A 14,068-nucleotide genomic window follows, 5' to 3' on the forward strand; every position below is an offset into this window, starting at 1 on the left:
GGAAAACAGAGGGGCTTTCATGATGATGCGACGTTTGGTGGCACGGGCCGTGCTCTCGGCGATCCTCCTGTCCGGAACGGCGATGTCGGTCCAGGCCGCGGGCACGCTCAAGGTCTCGGTGGACTCCAACCTGAACACGCTCGATCCCGCCAAGATGAAGGGCGGGCAGGAGTATGTCGCCGCCTACCTGATCTTCAACGGCCTGACCATCATCGGTCACGACATGACGGTGAAACCCGATCTGGCCGAACGCTGGGAACACAGCGACGATCTGAAGACCTGGACCTTCCATCTCCGCAAGGGCGTGAAGTTCCACAACGGCCGCGACCTGGAGGCCGAGGACGTCGTCGCCACCATCGCCCGCATCCAGGACAAGGCAACCGGTTCCACCGCCCGCGTCAATTTCGAGATCGTGGAGTCGATGAAGGCGCTGGACACGGCGACCGTCCAGTTCCAGCTGAAGAGCCCCTATGCAGGCTTCGCCGAACTGTTCGGCGAGCGGCAGGCGCGCATCGTTCCGCGCGATGCCGTCGACACGCTGGCCACCAAGCCGGTCGGCACCGGCCCGTTCGAGTTCGTGTCCTTCGCCCCCGGCGACCGCGTCGTCCTGAAGCGCAACGCCAACTACTTCGAACCGGGGCTGCCGAAGCTGGACGAGGTGGTGGTGCGGATCCTGCCGGAATCGGCGGCCCAGGTGGCGGCGCTGACCACCGGCGAGCTGGATCTGGTGTGGAACCTGCCGCTGGAGGCCATCGAGAAGGTCAAGGCCGACACGAAGCTGAAGATCGATTCCGTCCCGACATCCACCTGGGACGGCGTCATCATGAACAACACGGTGAAGCCCTTCGACGATCCGCGCGTCCGCAAGGCGGTGGCGATGGCGCTGGACAAGCAGACGATCACCCAGATCGCGCTGTTCGGCAACGGCACGCCGACCCATTCGCCGATCCCGCCGAGCCATCCCTTCTTCAACAAGGACCTCAAGATCGCCAAGGGCGATCCGGCGGGCGCGAAGAAGCTGCTGGCCGAAGCGGGATATCCCAACGGGTTCGAGGTCACGCTGCACACCCCCGCCGGCCGCGCCACCCGCGAGCGGCTCGGCCTTGCCGTGCGTGAACTGCTGAAGCCGGCCGGCATCACCGTCAACGTGCAGCGCGTGCCGTTCGACGTCTTCCTGAAGGACATCGAGGGCAAGGCCGGCTTCTACATCGACGGCTTCTTCAGCCGCCCGACCATCGATACGTCCGTCTACCCCTGGTACCACTCGCGCGGGTCGTGGAACACCGCGCTGTGGAGCTATTCCAACCCGAAGATGGACACGCTGCTGGACGGCGCCCGCCAGGCCAAGAGCGAGGATGAGGCCAAGTCGCTCTACACCCAGGTCCAGGCTCTGGCGGTGGAGGATTCGCCGGGCGTCATCCCCTACGTCATCAACCACATCAACGGGTTGAACGCCAAGGTCAAGGGTTTCCAGTCGCACCCGATGATGTTCCTCGACCTGCGCAACGTGTCGGTCGATTGAGGCCGAACCGGGGACCGGCCGCGCCCGCCGCCGGTCCCCTCCTCCATCCGACAGGGATGCCGCCATGTTTGCCTACTTCCTGACCCGGCTCGCCTCCCTGGCGCTGATCCTGGTCGTCATGTCGGTCCTGATCTTCCTGGTGACCCAGGCGATGCCTGGCGACGTCGCTTCGATGATCGCCGGCCAGTTCGCGTCCAAGGAAGTCGTGGACGCCATCGCGGTCAAGCTGGGCCTCGACCAGCCGCTGATCGTCCAGTACGGACGCTGGGCCGCCGGCATCCTGCAGGGCGACCTCGGCCGCTCGCTGGTGCTGGAACAGCCGATCGGTCCCATCCTGATGGAGGCGCTGGCCCGGTCGCTGGTGCTGGCCGTCGTGGCGCTGGTGGTGGTGGCGGTGGTCGGCATCGCGCTCGGCGTGCTGGCGGCGGTCAGGCGTGGCAAGCTGACCGACCAGATGGTCTCCGGAATCTCCTATCTCGGCATCGCGGTTCCCGACTTCTTCTGGGCCATCGTGCTGGTCCTGATCTTCGGCAGCTACCTGAAACTGCTGCCCACCGGCGGCTACACCCCGATCTCCGAGGGTTTCCTGCCCTGGGCCGCCCATCTGGTGCTGCCGGTCGTCACGCTGGTGCTGATGCTGCTCGCCCGCATCGCCCGGCTGACCCGCTCCAGCATGATCGACGTTCTCCAGACCAACTACGTGAAGTTCGCCCGCGCCAAGGGCATGCCGGAATCGGTGGTGATCCTGCGCCATGCGCTGAAAAACGCGCTTTTGCCGACGATCACGGTGCTGGCCATCGATTTCGGTCTGATCCTGGGTGGCGTGGTGGTGATCGAGACGATCTTCTCCTATCCCGGCATGGGACGGCTGCTGCTGTTCGCCATCCAGCGTCACGACCTGCCGCTGATCCAGGCGACCATCCTGATCGTGTCCGCCGCCTACTGTCTCGCCAACCTGACCGCCGACCTGCTCTACGCCTTCGTGAACCCGAAGATCCGCCACGGCATGAGGGCCTCCTGACATGACCGACGCGACTTCCATCCGACCGGCCCCGCGGCGCCTGCGCATGTCTGCGCTGCCCGGCTCGCTGATCGTCGGCATCGTCCTGCTGGCCCCGCTGGTGGTGGCGGCCGTCGCCGGCTCCTGGCTCGCGCCCTACCCGTACGACGAGATGAACATCCTGAGCCGGCTGCAGCCGCCGGGGCCCGATTTCTGGTTCGGCACCGACGAGTTCGGCCGCGACGTGTTCAGCCGCACCCTTGTCGGCACCGGCAGCTCGCTGCTGATGGGTGTCGCCGCCACGGCGCTGAGCCTGCTGGCCGGCGTTCCGCTGGGGCTGGTCGCCGGCTACAAGGGCGGGCGCGTCGGCGAGGCGATCATGCGCGCCATGGACGTGCTGATGTCCTTCCCGCCGATCCTGCTGGGCATTCTGGTGCTGGCCGTCACCCCGCCGGCGCAGTGGAAGGCCATCGCCGCCATCGGAATCGTCTATGTGCCGCAGGTGGTGCGCCTGACCCGCGCCATCACCCTGGAACTGATGCAGGAGGAGTTCATCACCGCCGCCCATCTGCGCGGAGAGAGCGCCACCTACATCCTGTTCAAGGAAATCCTGCCGAACATCTGGCCGCCGCTGGCGGTGGAGGCCAGCCTGCGCGTGGTCTTCGCCATCCTGCTCGGCGCCTCGCTCAGCTTCATCGGCATGGGGGCGCAGCCGCCCTCCTCCGACTGGGGCCTGATGATCAGCGAGGCGCGGCCCTTCGTCGAACAGGCGCCGTGGATTGCGCTGTGCCCCGGCTTCGCCCTGGCCATCGCGGTGATCGGCATCAACCTGCTGGGCGACGGGCTGCGTGCCCTGCTCGACCCCCGCAACATGGGAGCGCACTGACATGATGACCGCTCCGCAAGCGCAGCCGGTCCTGCAGCCGGCCGCCGCTCCGGCGGTGACGCCCGCACCGGCGCCGTTGCTGGACATCCGCGGCCTGACCATCAGCTACGGCAATGCCCGCGGCACGCTGCGCGCGGCCAGCGACGTCAGCTTCGCCATCCGCCCCGGCGAGGTGATGGGGCTGGTCGGCGAATCCGGATCGGGCAAGAGCACGGTCGCCATGGCGATCCTCGATCTGCTGGGCGGCGGGGGACGGGTGGATTCGGGCGAGATCCTGTTCGATGGCGTCGATCTCCGCCGGCTGCCGGCGGCCGAGCGCCGGGCGCTGCGCGGGGACAGGATCGCCGCCGTCTTCCAGGATCCCTTCACCTCCCTGAACCCGGCGCTAACCGTCGGACGCCAGATCGCCGAACCGCTCATCCAGCACAAGGGCCTCTCCCCCCGGCAGGCCGCGGTCCGGGTGGAGGAACTGCTGGCCGAGGTCGGCATCCGCGAACCCCGCCGGGTGGCAGCATCCTATCCGCACGAGCTGTCGGGCGGCATGCAGCAGCGGGCGCTGATCGCCACCGCGCTCGGCTGCGAACCGAAGCTGCTGATCCTCGACGAGCCGACCACCGCACTGGACGTCACGGTGGAGGCCCGCATCATCGACCTGCTGGCGAAGCTGTGCGACAGCCACCGGCTGAGCGCACTGTTCGTTTCCCACAATCTGGGCATCGTCAACCGGATCTGCGAAACCGTCACCGTGCTCTATGGCGGCGTGGTGGTGGAGACGGGGCGGACCGGCCGCGTGCTGTCCCGTCCGGCCCATCCCTATGCCAAGGGGCTGGTCGCCGCCCTGCCGCGCATCACCGCGGAGCGGCGCCACCGCCTGCCCTCCATTCCCGGAACGGTCGCCAAGCTGAGCGGCGCGGTCACCGCCTGCGTCTTCGCCCCCCGTTGCCCCTTCGCCGAGGAGACCTGCCGCAGCCAGCCGCAACCGATGCGGATGGACGAGGCCGGAGACGGCGTGCGCTGCTGGAAGGCCGACGCCTTGGCAGGCATGCCATGGCCGGACGAGGATGCCGGCGCTGCCCGCCCGTCCAGGCCACAGCCTCAGCAGTCGGCTCCGCTGGTCGAGGTGGACCATCTGCGCAAGGTCTACGGCGCGAACCGCTCCGTCCTGCCCTGGTTGCGCCGCGCCGGCACCGTGGCGGTGGACGATGTGTCCTTCACCGTCGGCCGCGGCGAGGTGGTGGGCGTGGTCGGCGAAAGCGGCAGCGGCAAGAGCACCATCGGCCGTGCCCTGCTGGCGCTGACCGAACCCAGCGCCGGCACCGTGCTGTTCGACGGCGCCGACCTGACGGAGCGGGTCAGGCGCGGCGACCAGGATCTGCGCCGCCGTGCCCAGCTCGTCTTCCAGAACTCCGCCGCCTCGCTGAACCCGCGCAAGACCATCGGGGCGGCGATGGACCGGCCGCTGGTGCTGGCCGGCCACGGCGATGCGGAGGAGCGGGGCAAGACCATCGCCGGCCTGCTGACCCGTGTCGGGCTGCCGGCCGCCTATGCCGACCGCTATCCGCATGAGCTGAGCGGCGGCGAGCGCCAGCGCGTGAACATCGCCCGTGCACTCGCCACCAATCCGGACTTCGTGGTCTGCGACGAGGCGGTGTCGGCGCTCGACGTGTCGGTGCAGGCCAACATCCTGAACCTGCTGGCCGAACTGCGCGACGAGATGGGCCTGTCCTACCTCTTCATCACCCACGACATCGCGGTGGTGTCGCACATCGCCGACCGCGTGCTGGTCGTCTATGGCGGCACCATCTGCGAGGAGGGCCCGATCGCCAGCGTGCTCCGCCCGCCCTACCATCCCTATACCGAGGCGCTGCTGTCCGCCGTGCCGCGGCTGGCGGAGGACGGGCAGGAAGTGCCGCGGATCCTTCTGGAGGATGCCGCCGCCGCCCCCGGCGGCCGGGGCTGCGCCTTCGCCGCCCGCTGCCCGCGCAAGCTGGGGGCGGTCTGCGACGAACAGGCCCCGCCCGTCCATGCGACGGCCGACGGCCACCGCATCGCCTGCCACATCCCGCTGGCGACGCTGGCCGAACGCGCGTCGGTCTTTCCGGAACTCATGGGGGACGACGCCCGGCACTGACCCGCCGTCTCGGCTCGTCCGCCACCGACGCTCCCCGCAGGGGCGCCGGACGCCCTCCCCTTACCTTTTCGAACCGATTCCGACCATCCGAATCAGGGAATCCGCCATGACCGTCCACACCCGCATCCGTCAGTTCAACACCAAGAAGACCTATCCCGAACAGGCGCTGGACAACGACCTGTGCCAGACCGTCGTCGCGCGCGGCACCATGGTCTTCGTCCGCGGCCAAATCGGCCAGAATCTCGACACCAGCGAGAGCGTCGCCATCGGCGATGCCGCCGGCCAGACCGAACAGGCGATGGCCAACATCAAGATGCTGCTGGAAGAGGCCGGCTCGCAGCTGGAGCACATCTGCAAGATCACCGTCTACATCACCGACCCGCGCTATCGCGAGCCGGTCTACCGCACCATCGGCAAGTGGCTGAAGGGCGTCCACCCGGTGTCGACCGGCCTCGTGATCAGCGCGCTCGCCCGCCCGGAATGGGTGGTCGAGGTCGATGCGATTGCGGTGATCCCCGACGCCTGAGGCTCCAGTCCCGCCGCCAACCGTCCAGCCAACCGACAAGAAGAACCGCCACCATGAGCACCAGCCTGACCAACCCGCCGCGCCGTGAACTGCAGAGCTTCCTCGACTTCCCGATCTGCACCGACATCGACCAGCTCGACGGCCATATCGGCATCCTCGGCATTCCCTACGGCGATCCCTATTCGATCGACGAGGTGACCAACGACCAGACCAACGCCCCGACCTGGGTGCGCCGCTACACCGAGCGGGCGCTGCGCAAGCTGGAGCGCTGGGACTTCGACATCGGCGGTCCGCTGCTGGGCGGCAAGGACATCAAGGTGGTGGATTGCGGCGACGTGAAGGCCGATCCGCGCGATCTCGACCTGCATTACCGCAACGCCGAGGCGGTGGTGCGCCGGATGCTGGCCAAGGGCATGCTGCCCATCGTCATCGGCGGCGACCACGGCATTCCGATTCCGGTCCTGCGCGCCTATGACGACCAGGGGCCGATCACGCTGGTCCACATCGACGCCCATCTGGATTGGCGCGATGACGTGAACGGCGCCCGCAACGGCTATTCCAGCCCGATCCGCCGCGCCGCGGAAATGGACCATATCGGCCAGATCTTCCAGATCGGCCTGCGGTCGGCCGGCAGCGCCCGCCCGGAAGAGGTGGAGGCGGCGCTGTCCTACGGCGCGGTGCTGGTGCCCGACGTGGAACTGCAGGACATCGGGATGAAGGCAGTGCTCGACCGCATTCCCGACGGCGGCCGCTATTACCTGACCATCGACGCGGACGGCATGGACCCGACCATCATGCCGGCGGTCAACGGCCCCGCTCCCGGCGGCGTCACCTATCCGCAGATCCGCACGCTCATCCACGGGCTGGTGGCCAAGGGCCGCGTCGTCGGCATGGACATCGTGGAGATCACGCCGAAGAAGGACCTCAACGGCATCACCGCCATCACCGCAGGGCGCATCATCTGCAACCTGATCGGCAAGACCATCCAGGCCGGCTATTTCGACGCCAAGTGATGGCGACAAGGTGATTGCGATGAGGAGGATCGGACGATGACTGCCGCGCGCCGGCTCGACCGGCTGTTCTGCGACCGGGCGCTGCTGGCCGGCGGCTGGGCATCGGGGGTGCTGCTGCGCTTCGACGCGCAAGGGATGATCGCCGGGCTGGAGGCGGGGCTTGACACCTTGCCCACCGGAGTCAAGCGCGCCGCCGGGCCGGTCATTCCCGGCATGCCCAACCTGCACAGCCACGCCTTCCAGCGGGCGATGGCCGGGCTGACCGAGCGGGCCGGGCCGGCGGAGGACAGCTTCTGGACATGGCGGGAGGTGATGTACGGCTTCGTCGGCCGCATCGATCCCGACAGCCTCCAGGCGGTGGCGGCGATGGCCTATGCCGAGATGCTGGAGCGGGGCTATACGTCGGTGGCGGAGTTCCATTACCTCCACCACGACACCGACGGCCGGCCCTATGCCGACGTGGCCGAGACGTCGAAGCGCATCCTCGCCGCGGCGGACGCCACCGGCATCGGGCTGACCCATCTGCCGGTGCTCTACGCCCAGGGCGGCTTTGGCGGACAGCCGGCGGGCGAGGGGCAGCGCCGCTTCCTGAACGATCCCGACAGGCTGCTGGCGATCGTCGAGGCCTGCCGCGCCGCGCCCGGCGGCCATCGCACCGGCCTCGCCCTCCATTCCCTGCGCGCGGTGTCGCCCGACGCCATGGCGGCGGCGCTGAACGGCCTGTCGGCGCTCGACCCGGCGGCGCCGGTCCACATCCATATCGCCGAACAGACGGCGGAGGTTGATGCCTGCCTCGCCTGGTCGGGCCGGCGGCCGGTGGAATGGCTGCTCGACCGCGGCTGGCTGGGGCCGTCCTGGTGCCTCGTCCATGCGACCCACGTCACGCCGGACGAGGTGGCGGGAATCGCGGCATCGGGCGCCGTCGCCGGCCTCTGCCCGACGACGGAGGCGGATTTGGGCGACGGGCTGTTCCCGGCCCGCGATTTCCTGTCCCAAGGCGGACGGTTCGGCGTCGGGTCCGACAGTCAGGTCATCATCGACGCCGCGGAGGAATTGCGGCTGCTGGAGTTCGGGCAGCGGCTGGCCGCGAGGCGGCGCAACCTGCTGGCGCCGGAAGCCGGCGCTTCGACCGGGGCGGCGCTCTACCGGGCGGCGGTGGCCGGAGGAGCGCAGGCGCTCGGCCTGCCGGGGCCGGCTGGCGGTCTCGCCACGGGCCAGCGCGCCGATCTGGTCGTGCTGAACCTGGACGACCCGCGGCTGTACGGCCGGAACGACGACATGCTGCTGGACTCCTACGTCTTTGCCGGCGCCCGCGACGCGGTGCGCGATGTGGTGGCGGGGGGACGGCTGGTGGTGCGGGACGGCCGGCATGTCGATGCCGACGCGATCCGCAATGGCTGGCGCCATGCCGTCGACCGGCTGAATGCCGCCTGAGACGCTCACCGAAGACGCGAGGAAATTTCCATGACGGCGACCATCGACATTCTGGAGCGGCTGGTTGCCTTCCGCACCGTCAGCCGCGACAGCAACCTGGAGCTGATCCGCTGGGTGCAGGAGCGGCTGGAAGCCGCCGGTGCCGCCACATGGCTGGTGCCGAGCGAGGATGGACGCAAGGCCAACCTGTTCGCGACGCTGGGCCCTGCGGATCGCCCCGGCGTCATGCTGTCGGGACACAGCGACGTGGTGCCGGTCGAAGGACAGGCCTGGACCGGCGATCCCTTCCGGCTGATCCGCCGCGACGGCAAGCTGTTCGGCCGGGGAACCGCTGACATGAAGGGCTTCATCGCCGCAAGCCTCGCCCTGTTCGACCGCGCCGCCGGACGGACCCTGTCCCAGCCGCTGCATCTGGCCCTGTCCTATGACGAGGAGGTCGGCTGTCTCGGCGTCCGCCGCCTGATCGAGATGATGGCGGCCCTGCCCGTCCGTCCGCGCTTCTGCATCGTCGGCGAACCGACAAGCATGCAGGTGGTCACCGCCCACAAGGGCAAGACCGCTCTCAGCGCCGAGTGCCACGGCGTCGAATGCCATTCGAGCCTCGCGCCGCAGGGTTTGAACGCGATCCACATGGCCAGCGACCTGCTGACGGGATTGCGCCGCATCCAGGACAGGCTGCGCGACGAAGGCGCGCATGACGACGCCTACGACGTGCCGTGGACCACGATCCATGCCGGGGTCATCCAGGGCGGCGAAGCACTGAACATCGTGCCGAACCGCTGCCGTCTCGACTTCGAAATCCGCCATCTGCCGCAGGATCCGGTGGAACCGCTTCTGGACAGCATCCGGGAGGAGGCCGACGGCATCGTTCGGCGGCTGCGTGCCGACTTCCCCACCGCCGGACTGTCGATCGGCGAACTGTCCAGCTATCCGGCGCTCGACACCGACGGCAACGCGGAGGTGGTGGCGTTCGTCAAGGCGCTGACCGGCGGCAACAGCACCGGCAAGATCTCCTTCGGGACGGAAGGCGGATTGTTCCAGCGCCGCCTGTCCATGCCCACCGTGGTGTGCGGCCCCGGCAGCATCGGTGAAGCCCACAAGCCCGACGAGTTCATCACCGAGGAACAACTGGCCGCCTGCGACCGCATGCTGGAGGCCCTGCTCGCCAATCTGGCGTGACCGCAGCGGCAAACGACGTTTTTGCGCGCCGCGGCGAAGCCCCGCCCATGCCGATCTTCTCCTTGCAGGTCGCGCACGAACCAGATATGTAATGTTATAACGTTACATTTTGGTGTGTAACGCTACCGAGCAATGACTGGACCGGTGTGGCGATGACCCATTTGCGGATCGACTTGCGGACGCCCTCTCCTACTCCCCACCGCTTCCCACCCGCGGGGAGACGCCCCATGACCGGCTCAACTTAAGCAGGGCCGAAATCGGCGCCCAGGTCAGGGCCATGCCGCCAAGAAATTTCCCGCGGCCATTTCGTTTCGAACCTTGACCTCTGCAGCCGGGTCGCTCATGAATGGCCCTGGTACTGGTTCTTCCGGCGGTCGCCGCCGGAAGCTAAGAGGGAATCCGGTGAGCCGCGTCGCGCGGCGAGACCGGAGCTGTCCCCGCAACTGTGAGCGGTGAGCCGTTCCGTCATTTCCCGCCACTGGCGCCCCTAGGCGCTGGGAAGGCCGGACGGACCGGCGATGACCCGCAAGCCAGGAGACCTGCCAGCGCCAAAACGAAACGTCCTCGGGCGGGGTGTCCCGGTGGAACGCTTGCCACCGCACGTCCGGATTCCGCGCCGGATTGCCCGCGTGTTCCGCAATGCGTCCGCCTCCACCCTCCCGCCCGCAACGGCAGGATGCACGGATGACGCCAGCGCCTTTCCCCACAAGGCAACTCCACCCCCGCCAGACCTCCGCCGTCGTGGTGGGGGGGCTGAACTGCGAGCTGGCCGGCCGCAAGGTCCTGTCGGACATCGGATTCACCGTTCCACACGGGGCGATCCTCGGCATTCTCGGGCCGAACGGCTCCGGCAAGACCACGTTGCTGCGCTGCCTTGCCGGCCTGCAGGCTCCCTCGGCCGGGCAGATACGCATCGACGGGGCCGATCCGCGCGCCCTGCGCCCGGCAGAGCTTGCCCGCCGTCTGGCTCTCCAGGCGCAGGATTCCGCCGCGGCGCTCGGCTTCACCGTGCGTGACGTGGTCGGCATGGGGCGGCTGGTCCACCGCCGTTCGGTCTTCTCGGGAAGCGGAGTAGAAGATCGCGCTATCGTCGAGGATGCGCTGGCCCGGCTGGAGTTGGAGGCGCTCGCCGAGCGGCCGGTCGAACAGCTGTCGGGCGGTGAGCGGCAGCGGGTGATGATCGCCCGCGCTCTGGCGCAACGCCCGCGCATCCTGCTGCTGGACGAGCCAACAAACCATCTGGACATCCAGCACCGCTTCGCCGTCCTCGATCTGGTGCGCTCGCTGGGCATCACCGTGGTGATGACGCTGCACGACATCGAATTGGCGGCGCGTTGGTGCGACCGCCTGCTGCTGCTGAAGGACGGCCGCCTGCAGGCCGACGCCGCGCCGGAGGAGGCACTGACGGCGGAGCGGCTCACCGCCGTCTACCGGGTCGCCGCCGCCGTGGACCGCCGCCCGTGCGATGGCCGGCTGCGCATCGACCTGTCGCCGCTGGCGCCTCGCCGGATGGACCTCGCATGATCCCGGTCCTTCTCCGCCACCTTGTCCGCAACGCTTTGCTTGCCGCCGGGCTTGCACTGCCTTTCGCTTCCGCCCAGGCGCAGAGCTATCCGGTGGAGGTGGCGAACTGCTTCGAAGCCGCCCGCTTCAGCGCTCCTCCCAAGCGGCCGATGGTCCATGACGTCAACATGACGCAGACCATGCTCGATCTCGGGCTGGCCGACCGGCTGGTCGCGGTGTCCGGTATCGCCGGAGCGGAACGCCACCTGATCGCCCCGCCGGGGGTGGTCGCCGCCCTGCCCCAACTGCCGGACCGCGCCCCGACGCTGGAGGCGGTTCTGGCCGCCGACCCGGATTTCCTGTTCGCGGGCTGGAGCTATGGCTTCAACGAGGCACGCGGCCTCACCCCGGCCCGTCTTGCGGAGATGGGCGTCGCCACCTACACGCTGCGGGAAAGCTGCATCCGCATCGGCCCGCGCGAGCCGATCGGCATGGAGACGCTCTACGCCGACCTGCTGGCGCTGGGCCGGATCTTCGGCATCGCCGGCCGGGCGGAGGCCATGGTCGCCGACTTCCGCCGCCGCGTCGCCGCGGTGACCCGGCTGACCGGCACCGCCGCCCGGCGGCCGCGCGTCATGTATTGCGACGATTGCCACACCGACGCCGCCCCGCTGTCGGTCGGGCGCGAGGGCATGACCAGCCTACTGATGGAGCTGGCCGGCGGCCGCAACATCTTCGACGACATCGCCAACAGCTATGTCCGGGTCAGCTGGGAGGAGATGGCGCGGCGCGACCCGCAATGGATCATCGTCAGCGACCACCACGTCCCGGCCGAGGCCGCCATCCGCTTCCTGCTGTCCGCCCCGCAGCTGGCCGACGTCGAGGCCGTGCGCAAGCGGCAGTTCATCGTCCTGACCTATGCCGAACAGACCCCGTCGACCCGCAATGTCGATGCTTTGGAGCGGATGGCCCGGACGCTGCACCCGGAGCTGTTCACGCCATGAGCGGCCCCCGCGCGCTGCGTCTGTGCCTGGTGCTGACCGCTGCCCTGATCCTGTCGCTCGTCGCAGCGGTCGGCTTCGGCGCCGCCCGCATCCCCACGACCACCGTCTGGTCGGTCGTCTCGCACGAGCTTTGGCCGGCAGCCTTCCCCGCGCAGGGCTTCGGCCGGGCGGAGCGCAACATCGTCTGGGAATTGCGGCTGCCCCGCGTTCTGCTGGGCGCGCTGGCCGGCGCCGGGCTGGCTGCGGTGGGAGCGGTGCTGCAGGTGGTGACGCGCAACCCGCTGGCCGACCCCTACCTGTTCGGCGTGTCGGCCGGCGCGTCGGTCGGGGCGGTGAGCGTCATCCTGTTCGCCGGCGTGGTGGCCGGAGCGCTGAGCCTGCCGGCCGCCGCTTTTCTCGGCGCGCTCGCCGCCATGTTGGCCGTCTTCGCCGCCGCGCGCGGGCGCGACGGCAGCGTGACCAGCGAGCGGCTGGTGCTGACCGGTGTGGCGGTCGCCTTCATCCTGCACGCCGTCACCAACGCCCTGATCGTCGCGACGGCTGACCGCAGCGCCGACGCGGCGCTGTTCTGGATGATGGGCGGCTTCGGCACCGCGCGCTGGAGCGTCCTGCCCGCCCCTGCCCTGCTGACGCTGTGCGGGCTCGGCTGGCTGTGGCTGCGAGCCGAGACGGTCAACACGCTGGCACTCGGCGACGATGCGGCCCGCTCGCTCGGCACCGATCCGCAGAGGCTGCGGCTGGAGCTGTTCGTCGTCACCGCGCTGATGACCGGCGCGCTGGTGTCGGCCTGCGGCGGCATCGGCTTCGTCGGGCTGGTGCTGCCCCACATCGCGCGCCTGCTGGTGGGCGGGCATTTGCGGACGCTGCTGCCGGTGGCGGCCCTCGGCGGGGCCTTGCTGCTGCTGTGGGTGGATGTCGCCGCACGGACGCTGTTCGCCCCACGCGAAATCCCCGTCGGCGTGGCCACGGCCCTGGTCGGCGGCGCCTTCTTCCTGTGGCTGATGCGCCGCCGCGCGGCGGCCTGACGAAAGCCGGAAATCGATGATTCCCACCCTTCAATCGCCGTCGCGCGCCATCGTGCTCTATGGACGGGCCTCCTTCGACCATGGGCAGAACCTCAAGGCGCTGGCCGCGGCCCTGACCGCGCTTCAGGCCGCACGCGGCGCTTCCGCAACGGTCGCGACCGCCCATGCCGATCTGTCCGGCCCTGCCCTGCCTGCCGTGCTGGCGGAGCTGGAGCGCGCCGGAATCGAAGAGGCGCTGGTGATCCCCAGCATGGTGCCGGCCGACCCCAGCCTGTCGGCCTGGCTGCCGGGCGCGCTCAGCCATTGGGCCGGCACGCGCAACTCCCGGATGACTGTGCGGCTCGCTCCTCCGGTTGAAAGCGCGCTGGACCTGCCGGCAGCCCTCGACCGTATCGCCGGCGGCCCGTCCGACAGCATGGACGATGTGCGCAGCGTCGAGCCCAGCCTCGGCAAGCCCGGCTGGTCGGAGATCCCCGAGCATCGCCGCCAACTGTTCTTCTGCACCGGTGCGCGTTGCCTGCATCGCGGCGCCGATGCGCTGTACCAGCATCTGCGCACCGCCATGAAGCCACACCGTGCGCTGAACGCCGGTCCCCGTCGGGTGATGTGCGCACGGACCAGCTGCCTCTATCCCTGCAACCAAGGGCCCTTGCTGGTGATCCAGCCGGATGCGGTCTGGTATGGCGGGCTGACGCCGGAGCGGATCGACCGCATTGTCGAAAGCCATCTGCTGGCCGACAGCCCGAGCGCCGCGGACATCCTTCACAGCAACCGGCCGGCGGAGGACGCCCCGATGGGCTGACGCCGCCGCCCTGCACCGCCCGGCGAATCCGGGGACGCCTTCT

Annotated in this window: 12 protein-coding genes and 1 riboswitch; all 12 genes read left to right on the forward strand. The window is 69.3% G+C overall.

Annotated elements, in window-relative coordinates; translation table 11 throughout:
* The first annotated feature begins 19 nt into the window (after nt 1-19).
* Nucleotides 20-1,522, forward strand: a complete 1,503-nt coding sequence (locus FZ983_RS18570; protein ID WP_247883821.1) for an ABC transporter substrate-binding protein — start codon at nt 20-22, stop codon at nt 1,520-1,522.
* Nucleotides 1,523-1,586: 64 nt separating this feature from the next.
* A complete protein-coding gene (locus FZ983_RS18575; protein WP_149225004.1) occupies nt 1,587-2,543 on the forward strand; it encodes an ABC transporter permease in 957 nt (318 codons plus the stop codon).
* Between the two features lies 1 nt (nt 2,544).
* Nucleotides 2,545-3,408 (forward strand): ABC transporter permease, encoded by an 864-nt coding sequence (locus FZ983_RS18580; protein WP_149225005.1) that lies wholly within the window; start codon nt 2,545-2,547, stop codon nt 3,406-3,408.
* Between the two features lies 1 nt (nt 3,409).
* Nucleotides 3,410-5,539 carry an ABC transporter ATP-binding protein gene (locus tag FZ983_RS18585; protein ID WP_149225006.1) on the forward strand — a complete coding sequence of 710 codons (2,130 nt, stop codon included), beginning with the start codon at nt 3,410-3,412 and terminating at the stop codon, nt 5,537-5,539.
* Nucleotides 5,540-5,645: 106 nt separating this feature from the next.
* On the forward strand, nt 5,646-6,065 hold the full coding sequence (locus FZ983_RS18590; RefSeq protein ID WP_149225007.1) for a RidA family protein: 420 nt from the start codon (nt 5,646-5,648) through the stop codon (nt 6,063-6,065).
* A gap of 53 nt (nt 6,066-6,118) precedes the next feature.
* The gene (locus FZ983_RS18595; RefSeq protein WP_109157420.1) at nt 6,119-7,078 is read left to right on the forward strand and encodes an agmatinase; all 960 of its coding nucleotides are present in this window, start codon (nt 6,119-6,121) and stop codon (nt 7,076-7,078) included.
* A 36-nt stretch (nt 7,079-7,114) separates the two neighbouring features.
* On the forward strand, nt 7,115-8,512 hold the full coding sequence (locus tag FZ983_RS18600) for a formimidoylglutamate deiminase (protein ID WP_149225008.1): 1,398 nt from the start codon (nt 7,115-7,117) through the stop codon (nt 8,510-8,512).
* A 30-nt stretch (nt 8,513-8,542) separates the two neighbouring features.
* On the forward strand, nt 8,543-9,691 hold the full coding sequence (gene argE, locus FZ983_RS18605; protein WP_149225009.1) for an acetylornithine deacetylase: 1,149 nt from the start codon (nt 8,543-8,545) through the stop codon (nt 9,689-9,691).
* A gap of 342 nt (nt 9,692-10,033) precedes the next feature.
* A riboswitch (cobalamin riboswitch) is annotated at nt 10,034-10,253 on the forward strand.
* Between the two features lie 122 nt (nt 10,254-10,375).
* A complete protein-coding gene (locus FZ983_RS18610) occupies nt 10,376-11,215 on the forward strand; it encodes an ABC transporter ATP-binding protein (RefSeq protein WP_149225010.1) in 840 nt (279 codons plus the stop codon).
* Nucleotides 11,212-12,198 carry an ABC transporter substrate-binding protein gene (locus tag FZ983_RS18615; RefSeq protein WP_149225011.1) on the forward strand — a complete coding sequence of 329 codons (987 nt, stop codon included), beginning with the start codon at nt 11,212-11,214 and terminating at the stop codon, nt 12,196-12,198. Before FZ983_RS18610 ends, FZ983_RS18615 begins: the two co-directional genes overlap by 4 nt.
* On the forward strand, nt 12,195-13,223 hold the full coding sequence (locus tag FZ983_RS18620; RefSeq protein ID WP_149225012.1) for an iron ABC transporter permease: 1,029 nt from the start codon (nt 12,195-12,197) through the stop codon (nt 13,221-13,223). The genes FZ983_RS18615 and FZ983_RS18620 overlap by 4 nt, the downstream gene beginning before the upstream one ends.
* 16 nt (nt 13,224-13,239) lie before the next feature.
* On the forward strand, nt 13,240-14,025 hold the full coding sequence (locus FZ983_RS18625; RefSeq protein ID WP_149225013.1) for a (2Fe-2S) ferredoxin domain-containing protein: 786 nt from the start codon (nt 13,240-13,242) through the stop codon (nt 14,023-14,025).
* The last annotated feature ends 43 nt before the right edge of the window (nt 14,026-14,068 follow it).

The sequence above is a fragment of the Azospirillum sp. B21 genome, from assembly GCF_008364825.1.
GTDB lineage: Bacteria > Pseudomonadota > Alphaproteobacteria > Azospirillales > Azospirillaceae > Azospirillum.

Bases quoted from the DNA above. Each gene is read 5' to 3' on its own strand.
- FZ983_RS18625 (WP_149225013.1), top strand. From the start codon at position 13,240: ATGATTCCCACCCTTCAATCGCCGTCGCGCGCCATCGTGCTCTATGGA.
- FZ983_RS18620 (WP_149225012.1), top strand. From the start codon at position 12,195: ATGAGCGGCCCCCGCGCGCTGCGTCTGTGCCTGGTGCTGACCGCTGCC.
- FZ983_RS18590 (WP_149225007.1), top strand. From the start codon at position 5,646: ATGACCGTCCACACCCGCATCCGTCAGTTCAACACCAAGAAGACCTAT.
- FZ983_RS18615 (WP_149225011.1), top strand. From the start codon at position 11,212: ATGATCCCGGTCCTTCTCCGCCACCTTGTCCGCAACGCTTTGCTTGCC.
- FZ983_RS18580 (WP_149225005.1), top strand. From the start codon at position 2,545: ATGACCGACGCGACTTCCATCCGACCGGCCCCGCGGCGCCTGCGCATG.
- FZ983_RS18600 (WP_149225008.1), top strand. From the start codon at position 7,115: ATGACTGCCGCGCGCCGGCTCGACCGGCTGTTCTGCGACCGGGCGCTG.
- FZ983_RS18610 (WP_149225010.1), top strand. From the start codon at position 10,376: ATGACGCCAGCGCCTTTCCCCACAAGGCAACTCCACCCCCGCCAGACC.
- FZ983_RS18585 (WP_149225006.1), top strand. From the start codon at position 3,410: ATGATGACCGCTCCGCAAGCGCAGCCGGTCCTGCAGCCGGCCGCCGCT.
- FZ983_RS18575 (WP_149225004.1), top strand. From the start codon at position 1,587: ATGTTTGCCTACTTCCTGACCCGGCTCGCCTCCCTGGCGCTGATCCTG.
- FZ983_RS18595 (WP_109157420.1), top strand. From the start codon at position 6,119: ATGAGCACCAGCCTGACCAACCCGCCGCGCCGTGAACTGCAGAGCTTC.
- FZ983_RS18570 (WP_247883821.1), top strand. From the start codon at position 20: ATGATGATGCGACGTTTGGTGGCACGGGCCGTGCTCTCGGCGATCCTC.
- argE (WP_149225009.1), top strand. From the start codon at position 8,543: ATGACGGCGACCATCGACATTCTGGAGCGGCTGGTTGCCTTCCGCACC.